Origin of the sequence: Maribacter ulvicola (assembly GCF_900155985.1) — a bacterium.
Lineage (GTDB): Bacteria > Bacteroidota > Bacteroidia > Flavobacteriales > Flavobacteriaceae > Maribacter > Maribacter ulvicola.
The window spans coordinates 297,092-319,909 of sequence record NZ_FTMA01000001.1 but is presented as its reverse complement, the minus strand read 5'-3'; the positions used below and the strand labels follow the sequence as shown (position 1 = coordinate 319,909).

The 22,818-nt window shown below is 35.5% G+C and carries 20 protein-coding genes; 2 read left to right on the top strand and 18 right to left on the bottom strand.

The window, feature by feature from the left end:
* Positions 1-46: 46 nt before the first annotated feature.
* Complete coding sequence (locus BW936_RS01390) at positions 47-520, top strand: CYTH domain-containing protein (protein ID WP_076546537.1); 474 nt, start codon at positions 47-49, stop codon at positions 518-520.
* Here BW936_RS01390 and BW936_RS01385 read toward each other — a convergent pair.
* The 18 genes from BW936_RS01385 to BW936_RS01300 form a co-directional block, all read right to left on the bottom strand.
* Positions 517-1,095, bottom strand: coding sequence for a TetR/AcrR family transcriptional regulator (locus BW936_RS01385; protein WP_076546536.1), 579 nt, complete (start codon positions 1,093-1,095; stop codon positions 517-519). The genes BW936_RS01390 and BW936_RS01385 overlap by 4 nt on opposite strands.
* Before the next feature lie 17 nt (positions 1,096-1,112).
* Complete coding sequence (locus BW936_RS01380) at positions 1,113-2,516, bottom strand: TolC family protein (RefSeq protein WP_076546535.1); 1,404 nt, start codon at positions 2,514-2,516, stop codon at positions 1,113-1,115.
* Between the two features lie 15 nt (positions 2,517-2,531).
* Positions 2,532-5,669 carry an efflux RND transporter permease subunit gene (locus BW936_RS01375; protein WP_076546534.1) on the bottom strand — a complete coding sequence of 1,046 codons (3,138 nt, stop codon included), beginning with the start codon at positions 5,667-5,669 and terminating at the stop codon, positions 2,532-2,534.
* Between the two features lie 34 nt (positions 5,670-5,703).
* Positions 5,704-6,792, bottom strand: a complete 1,089-nt coding sequence (locus tag BW936_RS01370) for an efflux RND transporter periplasmic adaptor subunit (protein WP_076546533.1) — start codon at positions 6,790-6,792, stop codon at positions 5,704-5,706.
* 99 nt (positions 6,793-6,891) lie between these two features.
* The gene (locus tag BW936_RS01365) at positions 6,892-7,374 is read right to left on the bottom strand and encodes a GbsR/MarR family transcriptional regulator (protein WP_076546532.1); all 483 of its coding nucleotides are present in this window, start codon (positions 7,372-7,374) and stop codon (positions 6,892-6,894) included.
* Between the two features lie 226 nt (positions 7,375-7,600).
* A complete protein-coding gene (locus BW936_RS01360; RefSeq protein ID WP_076546531.1) occupies positions 7,601-7,996 on the bottom strand; it encodes a hypothetical protein in 396 nt (131 codons plus the stop codon).
* 9 nt (positions 7,997-8,005) lie between these two features.
* Positions 8,006-9,025 carry a phenylalanine--tRNA ligase subunit alpha gene (gene pheS, locus BW936_RS01355; RefSeq protein WP_076546530.1) on the bottom strand — a complete coding sequence of 340 codons (1,020 nt, stop codon included), beginning with the start codon at positions 9,023-9,025 and terminating at the stop codon, positions 8,006-8,008.
* A 71-nt stretch (positions 9,026-9,096) separates the two neighbouring features.
* On the bottom strand, positions 9,097-10,971 hold the full coding sequence (locus tag BW936_RS01350; protein WP_076546529.1) for a SulP family inorganic anion transporter: 1,875 nt from the start codon (positions 10,969-10,971) through the stop codon (positions 9,097-9,099).
* 161 nt (positions 10,972-11,132) lie between these two features.
* Complete coding sequence (locus BW936_RS01345; RefSeq protein ID WP_076546528.1) at positions 11,133-11,762, bottom strand: carbonic anhydrase family protein; 630 nt, start codon at positions 11,760-11,762, stop codon at positions 11,133-11,135.
* Between the two features lie 584 nt (positions 11,763-12,346).
* A complete protein-coding gene (locus BW936_RS01340) occupies positions 12,347-12,640 on the bottom strand; it encodes a hypothetical protein (protein ID WP_076546527.1) in 294 nt (97 codons plus the stop codon).
* Between the two features lie 58 nt (positions 12,641-12,698).
* Entirely contained in the window at positions 12,699-13,460 is a 762-nt protein-coding gene (locus BW936_RS01335) for a tetratricopeptide repeat protein (RefSeq protein WP_076546526.1), read from the bottom strand.
* Positions 13,461-13,462: 2 nt separating this feature from the next.
* Positions 13,463-15,187, bottom strand: coding sequence for a BatD family protein (locus tag BW936_RS01330; protein WP_076546525.1), 1,725 nt, complete (start codon positions 15,185-15,187; stop codon positions 13,463-13,465).
* A gap of 59 nt (positions 15,188-15,246) precedes the next feature.
* Positions 15,247-16,107 (bottom strand): tetratricopeptide repeat protein, encoded by an 861-nt coding sequence (locus BW936_RS01325; protein ID WP_084182021.1) that lies wholly within the window; start codon positions 16,105-16,107, stop codon positions 15,247-15,249.
* Positions 16,100-17,146 (bottom strand): VWA domain-containing protein, encoded by a 1,047-nt coding sequence (locus BW936_RS01320; protein ID WP_076546523.1) that lies wholly within the window; start codon positions 17,144-17,146, stop codon positions 16,100-16,102. Before BW936_RS01320 ends, BW936_RS01325 begins: the two co-directional genes overlap by 8 nt.
* A gap of 1 nt (position 17,147) precedes the next feature.
* Positions 17,148-18,146 (bottom strand): vWA domain-containing protein, encoded by a 999-nt coding sequence (locus BW936_RS01315; protein WP_076546522.1) that lies wholly within the window; start codon positions 18,144-18,146, stop codon positions 17,148-17,150.
* Positions 18,147-19,808, bottom strand: coding sequence for a hypothetical protein (locus BW936_RS01310; protein WP_076546521.1), 1,662 nt, complete (start codon positions 19,806-19,808; stop codon positions 18,147-18,149).
* A gap of 5 nt (positions 19,809-19,813) precedes the next feature.
* Positions 19,814-20,680, bottom strand: a complete 867-nt coding sequence (locus tag BW936_RS01305; protein WP_076546520.1) for a DUF58 domain-containing protein — start codon at positions 20,678-20,680, stop codon at positions 19,814-19,816.
* A gap of 99 nt (positions 20,681-20,779) precedes the next feature.
* Positions 20,780-21,781 carry an AAA family ATPase gene (locus BW936_RS01300; protein ID WP_036157390.1) on the bottom strand — a complete coding sequence of 334 codons (1,002 nt, stop codon included), beginning with the start codon at positions 21,779-21,781 and terminating at the stop codon, positions 20,780-20,782.
* Positions 21,782-21,952: 171 nt separating this feature from the next.
* Here BW936_RS01300 and BW936_RS01295 point away from each other — a divergent pair, with 171 nt between their 5' ends.
* The gene (locus BW936_RS01295; RefSeq protein ID WP_076546519.1) at positions 21,953-22,816 is read left to right on the top strand and encodes an aldo/keto reductase; all 864 of its coding nucleotides are present in this window, start codon (positions 21,953-21,955) and stop codon (positions 22,814-22,816) included.
* The last annotated feature ends 2 nt before the right edge of the window (positions 22,817-22,818 follow it).

Here is a 22,818-nt window from a genome sequence, read left to right as displayed (position 1 = left end):
TTTAAGACTTATCTTAGTTTTTTGGATAGTAGTTTTAACCACTTATATGATAGAAATAGAGCGTAAGTTTTTAGTAAAAAATGATAAATACAAATCAGAGGCAAGGTCTAAAACAAGAATTGTTCAGGGATTTTTAAATACGGACCCCAACAGGACAGTTAGAGTAAGGATTAAGGGTGATACAGGCTACATTACCGTAAAAGGTAAATCTAACACATCTGGTATTTCTAGATTTGAATGGGAGAAGAAAATTACTGTAGAAGAAGCCGATGCTCTTTTAAAATTATGCGAAAAAGGTATTTTAGATAAATGCAGATATGAAATTCCTAAAGGAAAACATGTCTTTGAAGTTGATGAATTTTTTGATCAGAATGAAGGTTTGACCATTGCAGAAATAGAACTGGACGATGAAAATGAATCTTTTCAAAAACCTGCTTGGTTAGGTATTGAGGTTACTGGAGCCGTGAAGTATTATAATTCTCAATTAAGTAAAAATCCGTTTAAAGAATGGAGTGATTAAGGCATTTTCCTAATTCCATGTAACGGCACTATTATTAAATGTTCTAACAATTCATCAGTGCTGTAACCATCGAAGAACTCTCTATTGGGTAGTATTATTTTATCAATTCTTAGTAGGAACAACTCACAGATAAGCTTAATGTTGATATGCTCTTTTAATAAATTCTGTCTTTTTGCCTCGTTGAGTAAATCTAACACATAGGTCCAGACCAGGGTTTGGACAAAATTATCATATAATTTATAAGCTTCAGGGTAGTACTTTTTTAGACCAAATAAAAAAGTAGGACTCAAGTTTCTTAATTCTTTAAGACCAACACGGTAAATGTGTATAATTCTATCAAAAGGATTCGATGCTACTTTAGAGGTTTGAAAAAAATTACTCATTTTCTCATGCGTACGCTGAAGTAACAGGGAAACACTTTCTTGCACTAAAGTGTCCTTGTTTATAAATAACCCGTATAATGTTTTTTTAGAGATGCCAAGGGTCTCAGCCACATCGTCCATTCCGACCCTTTTGCATCCATAATTAGAGAAAAGCTCAAGTGCTTGCTCTATATATTCATTTTTTTTCTTCATTTTAAATGAGCATCAACCTACTGCCATCCACCACCAAGAGAACGATATAGCTCTACGGTGGCAGATAGTTGTGCAAACTTGTTGTTGACTAAATTTAGTTCTGCGTTCAATGAATTTTCTCTTGCCGTTAACAGGTCTAAATAGGTGAGGTATCCGCTATTCAATAATTCTTCAGAATTGGTTTCAGCTCTTTTTAGAGCAACTACCTGCTTGCTAACAAATACCTCTTTTTCAACAGCTATATTGTAATCGTACAAAGCTTCCGAAACTTCCTTTCCGGCGGTTAAAAGTGCTTGTTTAAAGTTTAATAATGATTGTTCTTGTTGTGCTTTGGCAACCTCATAAGCTGTTCTAATTTTTCTGCCGTTGAATATAGGTTGTGTAAGTCCGCCGATCAGGTTTGCAAAAATAGAACTAGAATCTATCCAGTTATCAATTTCTAAACTCTGCAGACCACCTTTGGCAGATAGCGTAATAGAAGGATAAAAGTTACTTCTTGCCACGTTGGTCAGCTCAAAATTGTTTACTAAGCCATATTCCGCTTGCATAATATCTGGTCTGTTGCGTAATAAAAGTGCGGGAACACCAAGTTGCATCTTACTAGATAATGATTGCTCATCCAATGAGCTACGGGCATAATTTTGTGGTGCTTCGCTTAACAGAATACTTAAGGTGTTTTCAGCCTGATATTGTAAATTATTAAGATCTAATAATTGACTTTGAGCACTATATAATTGTGCTGCAGTTTGATCTACACCAACTTGGTTTTCTTGACCTGCTTCTTTAAGAGCCGTAATGGTCTCTAAACTTTTAGAACGGGTTTCAATAGTTTCTTTGGTTACGGCAATCTGTTTATCTAAAGCCAACAATTGATAATAGGTAGTGGCAATTTGTGCAACTAAACTTGTTTTTACCGCTCTATGTGCAGCTACCGTTTGTAAGTAGCTGGCATCACTTGCACGTTTCGTACTTCTTATTTTGCCCCAAATATCAGCTTCCCAAGAAACGGTGCCAGACATTTCAAATTGATTGTAAGGTTGTGTAAAAAGTGCACCAAACTGTCCGTTTTCGCTATTTCTTGCCGTTCTTGTTGCGTTAGCTGCAGCGTTCAAAGTAGGCAGATAACCTGCCTTACCTTGTTTTACATATGCTTCTGCAGCAGCAATATTTTGTAATGCAATTCTTATATCCAGATTGTTTTGCAACCCTCTTTCAATATAAGTTTTTAAGTAAGCATCTGTAAAAAGATCTTTATAGGAAACCGACCCAAAAGAGATACTGTCTTTTGGTAGGTGATCCGTTCTATACAGATTTTCTGTTGCTACACTGGGGCGTTCATACGTTTTTGCCGTAAAACAAGACTGCAGCAAGAGCGGAAGTATTGCTACCAGTATAAGTTTATTAGTGATTAATTTATTCATGATTTTATAGTTCTTTTATTCTTCAATAACTTCTTGTGGAGCACCAGTAATACGCTCTTGAATGGTTTGGAAAATGACATACAATGCCGGAATAACGAATACCCCGAATATGGTACCTATTAACATACCACCAACGGCACTCATACCAATAGATCTATTACCTACTGCGCCAATTCCGGAAGATAACGCCAAGGGCATAAGACCAAGGATAAAGGCAAAAGAAGTCATTAAAATAGGTCTAAGTCTGGCTTTTGCACCGTCAATTGCAGAGTCTATAATAGTCATCCCCTGCTTTCTACGTTGCAGTGCAAACTCTACAATAAGAATGGCATTTTTAGACAACAGGCCAATAAGCATGATCAATGCAATTTGGAAATAGATGTTATTTTCCAATCCTGCTAAAGTTACAAAGCCTATGGCACCAGCGATACCAACCGGTAATGATAATAATATCGATAATGGTAAAATATAAGATTCATATTGTGCACTTAACAGGAAGTACACAAATACCAAACTCAAAATAAAAATGATGATGGTTTGGCTACCTGCACTATTTTCCTCTTTGGTTAAACCAGAGTATTCATAAGTGTAATTGTTAGGTAATACCTCTGCGGCTACTTCTTCTATAGCTTTAATGGCGTTACCTGTAGAATACCCGGGGTTCATAGCACCATTAATTTTTACGGAACTCAACAGGTTAAATCTACTCACTACCTCAGGACCATAAATTTTATTCAATGATACAAATTGAGATACGGCAACAGATTCCCCTTTTGCATTGGTTACAAAAATATGATTTAAAGAGTTTTCATCGGCTCTATCTTCAGGTTTTGCTTGGATCATAACACGGTATTGTTTACCAAACTTATTGAAGTCAGTAGTATATAGCCCACCATAATAACCTTGCATTGCGCTGAATATGTCGGTTACCGCTAAGCCTGCCATTTTTGTTTTTTCCGCATCTACTTCTAATTCATATTGAGGAAAATTAGCATTGAAGTTTGTAATGGCATATTTTACTTCAGGTCTAGCATTTATAGCGGCCAAGAAGTTGTTGGTTACTTTATTCACCGTTTGCCAATCATCAGCATCTTTACTCTGTAAGTTCATTTCAAAACCGGTAGAGTTACCAAAACCACGAACACTTGGAGGAGTAAAGAAGAATATTTTTGCATCTTTAAGTCCTGCTGTTTGTGCAAACAAGCTGCCAACTACTTCTTGTACTGACTGCCCTTCACCTTTACGTTCGCTCCAATCTTTAAGGCGAAGTACGGAAAAACCGTAAGACCCACCATTTACACTATTTAAAATACTAAAACCTGTAACATTCATCCTAGCTTCTATAATATCCATAGATTGATAAATAGAGTCTAATTTTTTGACCGTTTTCTGCGTCTGCTCCAAAGTAGTGCCGGGAGGCATAGTAACATCGGCAAACACAATTGCTTTGTCTTCATTGGGAATAAATCCGGTTGGTGTGGACTTAAATAAAAAGAAGGTAATCACGCCAAATACGGCAAGAGAAACCCATGTGATCCATTTTCTTTTTGCAATGAATTTTACCGAACCAATATATTTATCTGTTACTGCATCAAAACCAGTGTTAAAGGCAGAAAAGAAACGTTTTGTAATGCTTTTTTTATGTTCTTCCGATGCATTATGGGGTTTCAGTAGAAGAGCTGCCAATGCCGGACTCAAGGTTAAAGCGTTAACCGCAGAAATAAGAATGGCGATTGCCAATGTTATACCAAATTGTTGATAGAATACACCAGACGACCCGCTAATGAATGATACTGGTATAAATACAGCAGACATGACCAAGGTAATAGAAATAATAGCCCCAGATATTTCTGACATAGCAGATTTCGTAGCTTTCTTGGCATTGGTGGCACCTTCTTCCATTTTTGCATGAACCGCTTCAACGACCACAATGGCATCATCAACAACAATACCTATGGCAAGGATCATTGCAAATAAAGTAAGCATGTTTATAGAGTACCCAAATAATGATAGAAAGAAAAAGGTACCGATAATTGCCACTGGAACTGCAATAGCAGGAATTAAGGTTGATCGTAAATCTTGTAAAAAGATAAATACCACTAAGAAAACCAATAAGAAAGCCTCTATTAAAGTCTGTATAACGTGGTCAATAGATGCACTTAAGAAATCTTTAGTGTTGTAAGGAATTACGTAGTCTAATCCTTTAGGGAAATCGGCTTTACTTTCGTCAAGGATAACTTGTATTTCATCAATTATAGCATTTGCATTAGAGCCCGAAGTTTGAAAAATACCAACTGCAGTACCGGGTTTACCCATACCTTCGTTTTTGGTACCATAATTAAAAGCTCCTAATTCTACTTCGGCAACATCTTTAAGACGTAAAAACTGACCATTTTCTTGAGCTCTAATAATGATATCTTCATACTCTGCCTCTTCAGATAAACGGCCTTTATACTTCAATACATATTCATAAACTCCGTCCGCATTTTCACCAATTTTTCCAGTTGCAGCTTCCAGGTTTTGTTCTCTAAGAGCGGCTTGTATATCAGAAGGCATTAGTTTATATGCTGCCATTTTTTCTGGGTTCAGCCAAATACGCATAGAATAATCCTTGGCACCAAAAACAGTTACGTTACCTACACCCTCAATACGTTGTAACTTGGGAACTATGTTAATTCTAGCATAGTTTTCTACAAAGGTTGCATCATATTCATCATTATCTGAAAACAAAGAGAAGAATAATAAAGCACTGGTTTGGGATTTTTGTGTAATTACACCAGTTTGTACTACCGTTTGTGGTAGTACACTGTTTGCTCTTGCAACTCTGTTCTGTACGTTTACGGTAGCAATATCTGGATCCGTGCCAAGTTTAAAAAATACATTTATGGTAGATGCGCCATCATTACTTGCGCTTGAAGTCATGTACAACATGTCTTCAACACCATTTATTTGTTCCTCTAATGGGATTACAACGCTGTTAAGTACGGTTTCTGCGTTTGCACCGGTATAGGTACTGGTGACCTGTACGGTTGGTGGTGCAATTTCTGGATATTCTTCTACCGGTAAGGTTGTTAAGCCTAAAATACCGAGTATAACTATAATGATCGAAATAACCGTAGAAAGTACGGGACGATCTATAAATCTTTGAAACATTGTTCTTTATTTATATGTTATTTTGAATTTTGGATTACTTTTTTACCGGATTTATGGTCATTCCGTCTTTAAGTTTAGATACCCCTTCGAGAACAATAGATGTTCCTGGCTCTAGTCCATTTTGTACAAGAAATCCTTTCTGTGTATTTGCAGTAATTTTAATAGGTATAGTACTTACTGTGTTATCGGGTTTTAAGATGTACACCAGTTTTTTTCCTTGTAGATCAATAGTAGCAGTTTGTGGTATTTCAAATACATTTTCGTAAACTGTGGGTAATTTTATTTTTCCAGTACTACCGCTGCTGAGCAAATTGTTCTTATTCTCAAAATCTGCTCTTGCCGTAACACTGCCGGTAGAACTGTTGATTATTGTGTTGATCATGGCAATTTTACCCGGCTTATCGTATTCTTCGCCGTTGATCATAACAAGAGTTACTTTTGGTGCTTTCTCTAAGTCCATTTGGTTATTTTCATTTCTAGGCATGGACTCTTTGAACTTTAGGAGCTCTTTTTCGTTTAAAGAAAAGTATGCACGTACTTCACTAATATCTGATACTGTGGTTAGGGGCATGGTCATATTTGAACTTACTAATGCACCCACCTTAAAAGGTATTTCACCAATATAACCATCAACCGGACTCGTAATACGAGAATAACCAATGTTAGAAGCTACACTTTCGTATCCTGCCTTGGCTTGTGCTAACTGGGCTTTGGCTGTTTCTAATTGAACTTTACTTATTATTCCTTTATCAACCAGTGGTTTAAGTTTGTTTACTTCAACCTGCGCAACGTTTACTGAAGCTTTGGCAGCATTGGCATCTTGTGTTAATGTTTGGGTTTCTAATTTAAAAAGAAGTTGTCCTTTTTTTATTTTCTGTCCTTCTTCAACGTAAACCTCTTGTACAAAGCCAGAAACTTTTGGTCTAATTTCAACATTTTGCTTACCTTCTAGTGTAGTAGAAAATTCATTGTAAATGGTAATTGTTTCAGGTTTAAGTGTACCAACCTCTAAACTTGGTGGTGGTGGAGCGGATGCGCCTGGTGCTGGATTTTCTGATGTTCCAAAACAGGAACTCAAAACAAGTGTTGCACTTAATATACCTATGATGGATAACTTTTTCATTTTAATTGGATGTTTACTTTTTTAGTAATTGTTGTATGCTTGTTAAGGTTTTGTTAATTCAGTAAGTTCGGTATAAAACGAACTTGTGATTCAAAAAAATTACTCGTGTAGATTTTTGAGATTATTAATTGTCTTTTTATAAATATCTCTAGTTTGTTCTAAACATTTTAAATACACTTCTTTCTTTTCTTTGTTTTCTATATATTTAGCGGGGTTGTGAAGGGCATTATATTCTCCTACTTTATCTATTATTTTGCATTCTGCTTCTAGCTTTTTTAAGGATTGTTTTAGTTTGTTAATAAAAAAAGCATCTTTTTCAGATACTTTGAAGTAACGTTTACGATCACCAGCTTTAGTGAAATAATTTATAAAACCAATCTGTTGTAATAGATTCAAAGATGTTGAAATGGAACTTTTACTGGCACCTCTTTTTTCAAGACAGTCCTCAAACGTCAATCCGTCTTCATCGGTTACTACCAAGTTTGCAAAGATTCTAGCAGCCAGTGGCGGTAAATCGTATTCCGTTTCAAAATAAACGCCAAGCTCTTCTATTAATACTTGTTTGCTTTCTTCTTTATTCATAGAAACTTAATTTCAAGGCACAAATTTAAGGTTAGTTCGGTAGTAAGCAAACTAAAAGAACTTAAAATTTGTTAAAAAGTTGAAAAGACTAGTTAAAATAGAATAACAAACCCAAAATATGATAAATAGCACAATATATAGGGTATGTGCATTAGGTGAATGTATCACTTTTTAAAGAAACTCTAAAGCCTAACCTGTAATGCTGTCTGTCAATTAGAGAAACAGATTATTTTGCGTAAATACCCTCTTTTTCTATTAGAGGTATCATGGTGAGATTAGTTTCTGTTACTGTATTTTTTTCGAAGACAAAACGTTTCTCGTATAACTTACTATCTGTATAGAAGGTGACAAAAAATTCATTGTTCAAGCTTAAGACATCTTCTTGAACTACTTCAATTTTCTTAAATGACTTAGCGGCCAGCATGCCGATACCATGTCTCATAATTGAAGTTTTGCGATCACCGTCATAGCCTTTAGATACGGCCATGGTCATTTCAATAGCAGTATCTTGGTCATTTATTAGATAAACATTCCAATCCTTGTTTAAGAATTCTTCGTTCCATTCACAGATAATGGCAACATAAACATCTTTAACAACAGGTATTTCAATATCTTTTTTCACGAAATGATTTTATAAGGCGCTTCTAAATTGCTCTAAAAAACGTAAATCATTCTCGCTTAATAAGCGGATATCTGTTATTTGGTGTAGCAGCATAGCAATGCGATCTATACCAACACCAAAAGCGAAACCAGAATAAATTTCAGGATCAAGCCCGCAGTTTGTAAGTACGTTAGGATCTACCATACCACAGCCACCAATTTCTAACCAACCGGTACCTTTTGTAATTTTATAATCAGATTCAGTTTCTAGTCCCCAATATACATCAACTTCTGCGCTTGGTTCGGTAAACGGAAAATAAGAAGGTCTTAACCTTATTTTAGACTTTCCAAAAAGCTCGGTAGTAAAGTACTGTAGAGTTTGCTTTAAATCTGCAAAAGAAACATCTTTATCAATATATAAACCTTCTATTTGGTGAAAAAAACAGTGAGATCGTGCTGAAATAGCTTCGTTTCTATATACTCTACCCGGAGATATTGTACGTATAGGGGGTTGGTTGTTTTCCATATAACGTACTTGTACCGATGAGGTATGTGTACGTAAAAGGATGTCTGGATCGGTTTGTATGAAGAACGTATCTTGCATATCTCTTGCCGGATGGTATTCTGGTAAGTTTAATGCAGTAAAATTGTGCCAATCATCCTCAATTTCAGGACCTTCAGAAACATTGAAACCAATTCTAGAGAAAATATCAATAATTTTATTTTTAACTATTGAAATAGGATGCCGTGCACCTATTTCTATTGGATTTCCAGGTCTTGTCAAATCGCCATACACCTGTTGGTCTGTTTGTTTACTTTCTAAAACCTCTTTTAAAGATTCTACCTTTGCCGTAGCAGCTTGTTTAAGTTCGTTAATGGTTTGACCGAACTCTTTTTTCTGATCATTAGGTATATTCTTAAACTCCGCAAAGAAGTCGTTAAGAATGCCTTTCTTACCTAAATATTTAATACGAAACGCTTCAACAGCTTCTATATTGTCAGCTGTAAAAGATGCTACTTCAGAAATTTCTACTTTTATCTTATCAATCATGAATGTTGATTAAAGTGGCAAAGTTAAAACTTTTAAAAGAGGTATGTTATGTTTTTCTAGGTTTTGATAGCTTAGATAGTAGGGAATTTGTCTTTCACATTAGACTTTACCCAAGTTAAACACTCATCAAAAGAATCGAAAATATGCTCATTAGGGATTAAGTCTGGTATAACACCAACGCGTTCCATCATATATCTAGGTTGTTTCAATACTTCAACAAAGAGAATGTTTATACCCGATTTTCTAAGTCCGATTAAAACATCTTCTAAGGTGTACAAACCAGATTGATCCATATATTGCATTCTACCCATTCTGATGATTACGGTAGATGCTGTTTCTGGAATTTGGTCTGCCATTTGTTGAAACTCACTTGTAGAGCCAAAGAATAAAGGCCCTTTTAAGTGCTTGATAAATACCTCTTCCTGTAAAGTCAAAGGAAAATCGGCTTCATCAGGCCAATTAACTTCTTTCTCCAAAGATTTTACATCTGATCTTTCGGCGGTTAAGTCACCCATTTTTTTCATGAACATTAATGAGGCAATTACGAGACCTACACCTACTGCATATACCAAATTCCATACAGAAGAAAGTACAAGAACTACTATCATAATGATAACTTCTGAACTGAATTTTATAGGACCTAAACTCATATCTTTTGGTAAACTAGGAATAGCTTTTAATCCTTTGTAGTCCATAACCCCAATACCTACGGTTACTAATATACCTGCTAAAACTGCCGCTGGTATTTGAGATGCCACAGGGCCAAGAGCTAAAAGTATTACTAGAAGAAGAATACCGGCAACCATACCAGATAATTTTGTTTTACCACCGGCATTAATATTGACAACGGTACGTATGGTAGCACCTGCACCTGGTATACCACCAAAAATGGCAGCAATACTATTACCAATACCTTGACCTACTAATTCTTTATTGGGTTTATGTTTTGTTTTGGTCATATTGTCTGCAACAACAGATGTTAAGAGTGAATCTATGGCACCTAGTAATGCTAGTGTAAGTGCGGTAAAAACATAAGGTGTTACAGAGCCAAGTTCAAATTGGGTGAAAATCCCAAGATTAGGCATAGGAAAACCACTAGGTATTTGTTCAATAGGTCTATAATCTAAACCGAAACCATAGGCAACACCAGACACGGCAATTAGAGCTACTAGCGCACTTGGAATTGTGGTCGTAATTTTTTTGAAACCATATATGATTATAATGGTAGAGAGTGCTAGAATAAGCTCTAGCCAATTAATATTTTTTAAGGCTCTCGGTAAAACTTTAATGGCACCAATTACTCCTGATGCTTCAGATTTTGCCAAGGTTTGTGCCTCTTTCATCATATCTGCCTCAGTGATTTTTTCTGCCCGCGATATGGTTTCCTTGAAGTTTTCCAGAACTAGAATGCCTTCGCCAGCCTCTTCTTTTAAGATATTATCCAATATAATTTCTTCTGCCATAGGTTTGAAATTATTGACAAACTCTGTGTCCTCTTTTGGATAATAACCTATTGCTGGTAAAATTTGGGTTACAAGGATAATAACACCAATTGCGGTCATAAAGCCAGATACTACAGGGTAGGGAATGTATCTAATATACTTGCCTATTCCTATTAGGCCCAGCCCGATCTGCATTAATCCTGCTAAAAGGAAAACTATTAATATTGCAGGTAGTGCTTTTTCCATGCTGCCATCGTTCATTGCAACTATACCGGCTATGACGACCATACTTACGGCTGTCATTGGTGCAGTTGGTCCAGAGATCTGTGTATTTGTTCCACCAAAAAGTGCAGCGAAAAAACTAATAAAAATGGCACCATACAATCCGGCACTTGGACCCATGCCAGAGCTAACACCAAAAGCTAGTGCTAAAGGTAAAGCAACAATACCGGCAGTAATACCGCCAAATAAATCTCCCCTAAAATTTGAAAATAGATTCTTCATACTCTTAAAATACTTATTTACTACGTTATAAAATCAATTGTTATTTATTGATGCTATTCGCGCTGAATTAACTTGTTTGTTGGTCAAGAATAGTTAATGCATTTAATTTTATGTAAAACCGATGGTTAACCATCGGTTTTATTAACTATTCTTAGGTAATTTTAATTATAAAACTCAACAGAACCTGTTGATATGTCGTACATGGCACCTACTATCATTACCTCTCCATTATTTTCCATTTCAGCCAATACAGGGCTTTGAGCTCTAATATTGGCAATGGTCAATAGTACATTTTCAGCAGATACATTATCAACGAATTCTAAGTTTTTAGAATTTCTTAGACTCTCATCTTTAGGTTCTTTCACTGCATCTACAGCTGGTTCTATTTTATTAATTAGAGCCGTTAAGTTTCCTAATCTTGCATGGTCGCACGCACCTTTAATGGCACCACAACTGGTATGGCCTAAAACGACAATAAGTTTTGTGCCTGCAAGTTTACATCCAAATTCCATACTGCCCAAGATATCTTCATTTACGAAGTTACCAGCAATTCTAATACTGAAAATATCGCCAAGACCTTGGTCAAAAACTAATTCAGCAGATACTCTAGAGTCAATACAGCTTAGGATGGTTGCAAATGGAAATTGACCTTCACTGGTATCGTTAACTTGTTCTAAAAGGTTTCTATTGGCTTTTAGGTTATTTTGAAATCTTTGATTTCCTTCCTTTAAAAAATCTAATGATTTTGAAGGAGTCATTGTTGCTTGGGTTTCTTTTGTATGTGCTTTCATAAATTTTCTTATTAATATGTAGTGTTAGTGATTTATGTTTTTTTAATCGATATGTTACTTGTATTTCTTTATGATTTAGGCGTAATAGTATCTAGTGTTTCATCTAAAAAATTCATAGAAAGGTTGTGTTGAACGACGTATAAAGAGTTATTGCGATTTTTGATATAGAGTTGTTAATTTATATTTACTTGCTACGTATAGCGTAAGAATTAGGAACTAGAATTCTAAAACCTTGAACAAATAATACACCCTAAGAGTTTTACATTTTTATTCATTTCAGATTTATTGGTTCATGGTAAAAAATGATTAGGGTATTTGAATGTGGGGTCATTTTAAAAAATAATAGGATTGCTAGTTGAAAATTATAAAATCTACTACGCTATAGCTCTTGTAATTCTTAAAACGATAGCAGAAATATTCATAAAATATTAAGCTATCAAGTAACGAATAGGTGACGTGAACGAGATACGGTGTAGCTAGTTAAGTTCAACAACTCTGTTGGTATTATAGCTTTATTTATCTTCTATGGTAATTATCTTAAATATTGTTCTAGATATAGAAAACAATTTTCAAGAAGAAATAAATTAACTGAATAAATCAGGCGGCGGAGATAAGACATCTAATGTTAAGTTTTGATAACCTACCATATTGAATTTATTGGCCATAGAATTTTCAAAGATTGCAACAAGAGAAAAGTCTAAAGTTTTTTCTCTAACAAATTTTTCCTCTCCAATTGATTTTTTTCCAGATTCTTGCTCCTCTTCATTTAAATTGGAAATAACAATAGGGTTATCGACATCGCATAAGGTTATAATGCTAGGTGCAGTCACTGCAAAAAGCCATAACAACAATAAAATAATACGTGTCAAAATTTTCATAAATTGAAATCTGCCGATAAAGATACTATGGATACGGTAAAAAACTGTTAACAAATGGCTAAAAATCTTTTAACAGTTTCAGGTCATTTTTTTTAATCCAACCTGTTTTTCCATCTGCTAATTTAATTTTATTCCATTGATTAAGGTGATCAAGTACATTTACTTTAGTACCTGCATGTATGATAAAAGCTTCGGCGCCGGTATTGTTAGGTTCAGATTTAATACTGCTTTCCTCTGCAAAGATTATTGCGGGTTGGTGTTCAATAAAATCTTTACGTTGAATGTATGCAAATAGTAAAGATATTACAGAAAAGAACAAAGCTAATAGACTTCCTATGAAAGATAATCGTTTTCTTGTAGCATAGTTAGAATTATAAAATAAGATATACAAAAGAACAAAAAGTAACATAAAACCAATGGCTACATATGCCCATTCATCAAAAGTTAATTTACCCGTTATGTTTTTGTATAATTTTGATAAACCCGTTTCTGGCATAATATCAATGGCATCTATGGTCATATTCTGAGCATAGCTAAGGTTTGTTTTAATTTCTTTATCGTTAGGCGATAGTAATAATGCCTTTTCGTAAAAGTAAATGCTTTCGGCAATTTTATTAATCTTGTAGTAAGAATTACCTAAGTTATAATACAAAGCGGAAGAATGTTCTCCTTTGTCAAGTATATCATTATAAAAGGTAATTGCTTTATCATATTCACCGGCATTATAGGCTACTGTGGCCTGCTCAAACAATTTGGTGTTCTGAGCGGTACTAGTAAGAACCGTAAAAAGGCTAATTATGGTTGCTAGCTTTTTGAACATACTTATAATTGTTTATCCATTATAGAAATTACCTCACTCGCTTTATCATAATCGGTCTGCATTTGTACGTCAGAGAATGGGCTGTATCGTGCTGCTTCACAGTTCTTAAGAAGTGCTATAAAGTTATCTATGGTACTATCGTCAATTGCTCTTTCTTTTAGCAGTTCTGTAATTTTATCCTTGCTAAATTCAGAAGTCTCGATCTTTAATTTTGCTTTTAAATAGTTATGAAGTGCTCGTTCAAGAGCAACATAGAAAGACTCTTTGTTACCAAGTTGTTTTCTTGCAGCAGATAAATATTTACGGGCAAGTTTATTGGCTTTTCTAATTTTATTACCAACAATATCACCAGCAATTGCATCTCTCTTCTTTCTAAAAACAATAGCTAAAGGAATTAACAAAAGCGGACATAATAACCACAAGTAAAATGATGTGGAACCAAAAAAATAAGAAACAGATTTGTTTGTTAAGTTAGGGTTCAGTTTTAAAAAATTAAATTCGTTACCGCTACTTACTACAGATTGTTTGTTGCTATTTAGAGTTGTATTAGCGTTGGATGATGCACTCAATGGGCCTTCTAAAACATTGATCACTATTTCATTGGATGTTACAGTGGTATATTTTCCGGTGGATGGGTTAAAATAACTAAAGCTGATAGGGGCTATTGGGTATTTACCCCTGAACGAAGGTACAATGGTGTATTGATTGCTAACCTTACCTTGCATACCAGCTAAAGTAGTTCTTACACCTTCTGTAAACTCCGGTTCATAAACTTCTAACGCACTAGGTAATTCAAGTTCAGGAAGTTTAAAGAGTTTTAAATTTCCTTTGCCACTGACCTCTATAGTGGCTTGTAAAGATTCTGATGCGTTCAAGCTAGTCTTGCTCGTAGTAACGGTAAAATCAAAATCTCCAACGGCACCATTAAAATTAGCAGGTTGATTATCTAGTGGTAAAGGTTTTACATGGATTGTTCTTTTACCTGCAGATACTGTTTTGTTTGTTTGGGCATACATTCTCTGGCCAAAAAAATCTCGTCTGCCAGTAGGTACATCTACGGTAACATCAAGAGAAAGAGGCTCAATATCTAATTTTCCTGATTTTTGAGGGTAAAGGACAACACGTTTTAAAATAGCATAACGGTAAGGCTTGCCTTTATATGTGCCATTTTGTGCACTTAGTCCGTTTACCTTAATATCTTGACTCCAGAAGTTATTGTAGGTAGGATTGTCTAAAGGTTGATAGTTGGATACGCTAATATTAGGACTAACATATAACTTGTAAATTACGGTTATAGCCTCGTTTAAATACGGATTTGTTTTTGAAATCTCGGCAACTAAATGTAAATTTTCATCTGCCACATCATCTGCGGTCATTTGATCGCTAGGTTTATCTACAGCGGACGTAACTTCAATATCTTGTGCTATTGATTTATACGTTTCACCGTTAATAACTATGGAAGCTTGTTTTATGGTAAATGTACCCTTTGCAGTAGGTGATAATGTATATGAATAAGATTTGGAATAGCTTCTAACACCGTTGATCCAAGAAGAACTAATAGATTGAGAAGGGCCCATTATCACTTTAAATCCGGCAAAATCTGGTGGGTTAAAATTATCGCCATCTCGGTTCATGATAAAATCTACTCGTAACCTTTCGTTTAGACCAAGCTTTGGTTTGCTCAGCTTCATTTCAAAAGTAACAGCATTATCATCCTGCCCCAGCATCAATAACGATGAGAGAAAAACGGTTAATAAGAACCCAAGCTTTGTTATGGATTTAAAGTCTACCAATCTTTTTCGGTTTTAATTTTAGCGCCTTTTACCTTTTTGGCATCTATTTTATCTTGAACTTTCTTCTCTGCATTTTGCATAGCTCTTAATAGATTTTCTACCTGTTGCTTAGAAAGCTGATTTGGTTTAGGTTGTTGCTGATTCTGCTCGTTATCACCTTCTCCTTGTTCCGGTTTTTTCTTTTGATCAGCTTCATTGTCCCCTTCGCCATCCTTGTTTTGATCCTTCTTTTCTTCGTCCTTATCGCCTTCGTCGCCTTTATCACCGTCTTCGCCTTGATCTTTCTTGTCCTCGTTGTCGCCTTCGTCCTTTTGATCTTGGTCTTTGTTTTCTTCCTTGTCGTCTTTGTCCTTGTCCTTATCGTCTTGGTCTTGCTTGTTCTCGTCTTGATCTTTTTTCAAAAGTTCTTTGGCCAAAGCTAAATTATAACGGGTTTCTTCATCGGAAGGATCATTACGTAGAGCTTCTTTATAAGTTTCAACCGCTTTTGCATAATCTTTACGCTTCATAAAAACATTACCCATATTGTGGTAAGCTTTATGCTTGTCAGCTTTAGAGGTAGAAACTTCTCCTGCTTCTTTAAACCTACCAAAAGCTTCGTTATAGGTTTCATTTTTGTAATAGGCGTTACCTAAATTATAAGGTGCCGCGCTATTATCCGAGCTTTTAGAAATTGCCTTTCTATAATCTACCTCTGCAGCAATAAAATTATCTTCTGATAATGCTTTATTGGCATCCCAAGTATAGTTTGTAGAAGACCTTAATGCCTTTTCTTTTTCTTTTTTATCAACTTCTTGAGCAAAAGATGACAAGCAAACAAAAAACAATAGTGCTACTGTGCTTATTTTATTCATTTCTTTTCTCATTGAACAAATTGAGTTTTTTTAACCAGCTGGTCTTGCGGTCCAAGATAAAAATATCTAAAAAGAGAAGCAACAATGCTGCTCCAATAAACCACTGAAACTGATCTTTATATTCAGCGAATTGTTTGGCTTCAAATTCCTTTTTGTCCATTTTCAACAATTCTTCTTTTATAAATTCTACGGCGTTATCTGTGTTAGAACCATCTATATATTGCCCATTACCCTCACTTGCAATATCTACCAGAACACTCTCGTTTAATTTTGTGATAACGGTTTCACCTTGGCTGTCTTTTTTCAGACTTTCTAAAATTCCGTTTCTTTTGATCGGTATAGGGGCGCCTTTTTCTTTACCAACACCAATTGTATAAATAATGATACCTTCATCAACGGCATCTTCTACAGCGTCTAGCGTAGAACCTTCAGAATGATCTTCGCCGTCAGAGATTATGAACAGCACACGGTTGGTCTGATCTACATCGTCATAATATGTAGAAGCCAATTCAATGGCTTGATCAATAGCGGTACCTTGAGACGTAAGCATGTCTGTATTCATACCTTGTAAGAACATTTTTGCAGCACCGTAATCTGTAGTAATAGGTAATTGTGGATATGCTTGACCTGCGTAGGCAATAATACCAATGCGGTCACTTGCCAATTGATTAATGATTTCAGAAACCAATCTTTTAGCTTTCTCAATTCTATTAGGTGCAATGTCTTCCGCTAGCATACTCTTGCTAACATCTACCGCAAATACGATATCAACTCCTTCTCGCTTTACCGTTTCTAATTTTGTTCCAATTTTTGGGTTGACCAAACCTATAATCAAAAAAGCCAGGGCTAGTATAAAAACCACCAATTTCAGCCCTCCTTTATTATAAGAACGGTTGGGTGTTAGCCTTTTTAAAAGTTCAGCATCTGCAAATTTCTTTTGTGTTCTCTTTTTCCATACCAATAACAAAAGGAACAGCACTATTATCACCGGAATGATAAAGAGTAAATAAAAATATATTTTTTCGTCGTACTGTATCATATTATACAAAGCTTCTAAAAAGCGTGTTTCTTAAAATCCATTCAAGTAAAAGCAATCCTCCAGCCAATAATACCCAAAATCTAAATTTCTCTTCGTAGCGGTAGTATTTAAATTCCTCTACTTCGGTTTTTTCTAGTTTGTTGATTTCATCATAGATTTCTTCTAGAGATTCGTTGTCCGTTGCTCTAAAATACCTACCGCCGGTTGTAGTTGCAATACTTTTTAACAAATCTTCGTCTATTTCTACCTGGCGCATGCCAAATCTGAAAGAACCATCCGCATTGTAAGAAACCGGTGTCAGGGCGTTACCATTAGTGCCAAGGCCAATGGTGTACGTTTTAATTCCGAATTCTAGCGCTAGGTCAGATGCAGTTTGTGGTTCAATAAAACCAGAGTTATTGACACCATCGGTCAATAAGATGATAATTTTACTTTTTGCCTTACTATCCTTTAAACGGTTTACAGAAGTTGCAAGCCCCATACCTATAGCGGTACCGTCTTCTAATTGCCCGTATGAAATTTCTGAAAGTGCGTTAAGTACAATGGCCTTGTCTGTAGTTATAGGTGTTTTAGTATATCCTTCCCCGGCATATGCAACAATACCGATACGGTCATTAGGCCTATTTTTAATAAAATCTGCTGCTACATCTTTAAGTGCAGAAAGCCTATTTGGTTTTAAATCTCTTGCCAACATACTAGATGAAACATCTATTGCCATGACGATATCTATACCCTTTGTGGTTTTTGAACGTGTAGAAATATCTTCTGTCTGTGGTCTTGCCAGGGCTACGATGATTGCACTTAATGCCAATAAGCGTAGCATAAACAACGCAGGTTTTAATTTAGGTAAAATACTACGATAACTAAACCCTTTTATACTAGATATGCGTAATGATGCGGTTTGCTCTTTTTGTTTAAATATATACCACACAATTGCTAATGGCAGTAATAGGAACAGCCAAAAGAAATCAGGATTTGCAAATGATATATTCTCTAACATTTATACTTCTGTTTTTACTTCTACCGATGCTAAAATGCGGTCTACTGTTTCTTGTGCGTACGTATCATCCTCCAGCCAAGTTAGTATGATGTATTGTTGAAAGCCTTTGCCTCCAAAAAGTATAACGCTATATTCACCTTCTATTAATTCATCTGAACCAGGTACGGTGAACTCGCCGTTGCCAAATACTTTTAAGCCCTTTACGCCACTTATGGTGTAGAAAGCTTCTTGTTTGGTAATGATGTTCTTGGCGCCCTGACTTTCAAAATTGGCTAAAATTTGTTCAATTGTTTTTTCAAAATCGGGCTCTACATCCTGTTGTGCCAAGGTGACCGAGGTTGTACCTACGGTAAATAACCCGGCAGGATTACTAAACTCAAAAGCTTGAATATCTGCGATTTCAGCTTTTGCTTCTGCAGGTAATTTTATTTTTTGGCGTACAAGAACTTGTGGAGTCTCTAATTCTATTGGTGGAAAACCATAGCTACTGCGTACCCATTCTCCCTCTAAAAGTTCTTTAGTAGGGTGGCCTAAAACGGTGTCTTTTAAATAGCCGAATCCAAATTTTACCCCAGCAACGGTAATGCCAATTAAAATTACTGCAACAGCTGAAATTGCCGCAATCTTTATTTTTTTCTTTTTAGCCCTGCGTTCCAGTTCTTCTTGGTATTCTGCCTGCTCTAATAATTCTTCTTCTGTAGGTTCTGGCAGTGCATCATGTGTTTTTACGACAATTTGCTCTACAAGTTTTCTATCTTGCTCGGCAACCGATGTAGAAGGTTTGTTCTTGGCGAATTTTACTAAATCTGCCGTTTGTAATATTTGTTTAAATTGTTTGATGGTATCGTCTTCCAAATTCAATTCACCGGCATCTCTTAAAAGCTCTAGTTTTTCAATTAATTGTCCCGTTGTACTTTCCATGGCCGTGACATGGGCATCTTCTTCTAGGTAAGAGCGCACAATTGTGGTTAATTCAGAATAGTACTCTTTATATTCATCTTGTATTAAATACTTAGAATTTTCTAACTGTTTAAGTTCAAGTAAGGCTCTGTCATATGGAGGTAAAAGTGCCACTTTTTCTTCTTCAGTCAGTGGTTTTTTACGGAATACGAACCAATACAATAATCCGCCTAAGATCAATAATACAAGTAAACCAATCAGCAAGTATTTCCAAAAAGCGTAGTTGCTCTTTTCAACATTGATTAGTGGTTTAATATCGTACATTTTCTGATTTAAGGTGTCTACGGGAATAGTAGCGACATTAATCAGGGAAGAATCGGTCATAAAACCAACGCCGTTAATATCAATTCGTTGGGCAGGTAATTTGTAAGCGCCTGAATCAAATTGGGTTAGGGCGTATATTTTTTGAAGTGTTAGTCTGTCTTTTTTTCTAGTGGTATCTGTTGCAAAAGCTTCTACGGTTTCTAAGGGAGAAAATGTTTGTCCCTCAGGGAATATTACAAAATCTGTAGAGTCGATATCTATGGTAACTTTCCATTGCACCTGCTCTCCAATTTTTATAAAAGTAGTATCTACTTCTGTTTTAATGGTAGGGGGTTCTTGAGCAGATAGCTCATATATGAACAGTAGGCATACAAATAAAGGGGAGATTCGCTTTAACCGCGAAACACCGTTTATAAAAGTTCTATTTGTTATAATCATCTGTATCAACCTCTTCTTTTAAAATAGCCCAATAATTTTTTTACATAGCTTTCATCAACCCTACAATCAAGAACACCACAACCAGATTTTGTGAAAGACTCTTTAAAGTAGGTTACACGATTGCTATGAAATTCAGCATAGGCGTTACGTACTTTCTTAGACTTGGTATTCACCAATTGTAATTTTCCGGTCTCAGCATCTTCTACCTGTACCATTCCAATATTTGGTATAGATTCTTCACGTTCGTCATAAACACGAATTCCGGTTAAATCATGCTTGCTACCAGTGATTTTTAAAGTTTTATCATATCCGTCATCCATAAAATCAGAAAGCACAAAAACAATGGCTTTCTTCTTCATAACACTACTCAAGAATTTCAAAGCTTGGGCAATATCTGTCTTATTACTTTTTGGTTTAAATTCTAATAATTCTCTAATTATACGCAGAACATGGGTCTTTCCTTTTTTAGGAGGAATAAAAAGCTCTATTTGATCAGAGAATAAAATAATACCAACTTTGTCGTTGTTCTGAAGTGCGCTAAATGCTAACGTGGCCGATATTTCTGTTACGATTTCATTTTTAAATTGATTGGTGGTTCCAAATAATTCTGACCCACTAATATCTACCATGAGCATCATGGTCAATTCTCGTTCCTCTTCAAAAACCTTTATGTATGGTTCATTGTAGCGTGCGGTAACGTTCCAGTCAATATTTCTTACATCATCGCCAAATTGATACTGCCGAACTTCGCTAAACGTCATACCACGACCTTTAAAGGTAGAGTGGTATTCCCCACCAAATATATGGTCAGAAAGACGTCTAGTCTTTATTTCAATTTTCCGTACTTTTTTGAGTAGCTCTTTGGTATCCATTTTTAAGTAAACAGTTTACAGTATCCTTTTCAGTATTAGGTATTCTACAATCAAGTAATCAAAACAATAATTTCAGGTTGCTGAATAGTAATAACTGGGTTATGGCACTTCTATCTCGTTTACAATTTTGTTGATGATATCAACAGAAGTAATATTCTCTGCTTCTGCCTCGTATGTAATACCAATTCTGTGTCTTAGCACATCAAGTACAACGGCACGTACATCTTCTGGCACAACATAACCTCTTCTTTTTATGAAAGCATAACATTTGGCAGCGGTACCTAAGTTAATACTACCCCTTGGAGATGCACCAAAACTGATCAAAGGTTTTAAGCTTTCTAGGTTATATTTTTCAGGATATCTTGTAGCAAATACAAGATCAAGAATATATTTCTCAATTTTTTCGTCCATATAAACTTCACGAACGGCTTTCTGTGCACTTAGTATTTGTTCTATGGATACAACGGCGTTTACAGTTTCATAGCTACCCTTTAAATTTTGGCGCATGATCAACTGCTCTTCGTTTATTTTTGGATAGTCGATAACCGTTTTCAACATAAAACGATCCACTTGTGCTTCAGGTAATGGGTAGGTTCCTTCTTGCTCAACCGGGTTTTGCGTTGCCATGACCAAGAAAGGTTTGTCAAGAATAAAAGTTTCGTCACCAATGGTCACTTGCTTTTCCTGCATGGCCTCTAAAAGTGCCGACTGTACTTTGGCGGGAGCACGGTTAATCTCATCTGCAAGAACAAAGTTTGCGAAAATAGGACCCTTCTTAATAGAAAAATCGTTTAGCTTCATGTTATAGATCAACGTACCTACAACATCTGCAGGTAATAAATCTGGTGTAAACTGAATTCTGCTAAAACTACCTTTAACAGCTTTTGAAAGGGTGTTAATTGCTAAAGTTTTTGCCAAGCCAGGTACACCTTCCAGTAATATATGACCTTGTCCTAAAAGTCCGATTAATAACCGTTCTACCATATATTTTTGGCCAACGATTACTTTATTCATTTCAAGCATCAGTAAATCGATAAAAGCGCTTTCTTTTGCTATTTTTTCATTAACAGCACTAATGTCAATTGAAGTATTTTCTTCCATTTAAAACTATATATTATTGATTGTTAAGGCTTCTACTTTTAACACTTACGCAAATTGAAAATTTATTCACTCAGTCGCTGTTAATGATAGGTTAAAAAATTGGAAAACCCCTTATTTTTATGAAGGTTTTAAGGGATTTCTTTTTAATTTCATTAATCAAATTACAATATATTGAAATATTCGAGAATAATTGCAGGAACTATGACCTGGGGCAAATGGGGAAAACAACTTGCTACCAATGAAATGATAGCACTTATGAATCATTGTGTGGAAAATAATATTACCACATTTGATCATGCCGATATTTATGGCGACTATACTACCGAAGCTGATTTTGGTAAAGCTTTTGGAAAAAGTGGTATAAAAAGAGAAGATATTCAGTTCATTAGCAAATGCGGAATACAGTTTAATGTTAAGGAACGATCCAATAGGGTAAAGCATTATGATTACGGCAAAGACTATATTATTTCATCTGTAGAACGATCATTGAAAATGCTGCAAACAGAATATTTAGATGTATTGCTGTTGCATAGACCTAGTCCTTTAATGGATCCTTCAGAAATTGCTGAGGCAATAGATGAGCTTAAGAAGTCCGGAAAAATCAGACAATTTGGAGTATCGAATTTTACGCCTTCTCAAATTCAACTCATAGAAAAAGATATACAGGTAGAAGCAAATCAGGTAGAGTTTTCGCTTTCTTCAAACGGAGTAATGAACGACGGCACTTTAGATGATTGCATTACGTATAATAGACTTGCAATGAGCTGGAGTCCTTTAGGTAATTATTTTAGAGAAGAATCTAAGGCAAACACAAGAATAAAAACAGTGTTGGGCGATCTTGCTAAAAAGTATGGTGCAACAGAAGACCAGTTATTATTGGCTTGGATTTTAAAGCATCCATCTAAAATTCATCCGGTAGTGGGTACAGCAACGCCAAAGCGTTTGAAATTGGGAATGGAGGCCGTTGCTATTGATTTGGAACTGCAAGATTGGTTTATTTTACTTGAGGCTAACGAGGGGCACGAAGTTGCATAACA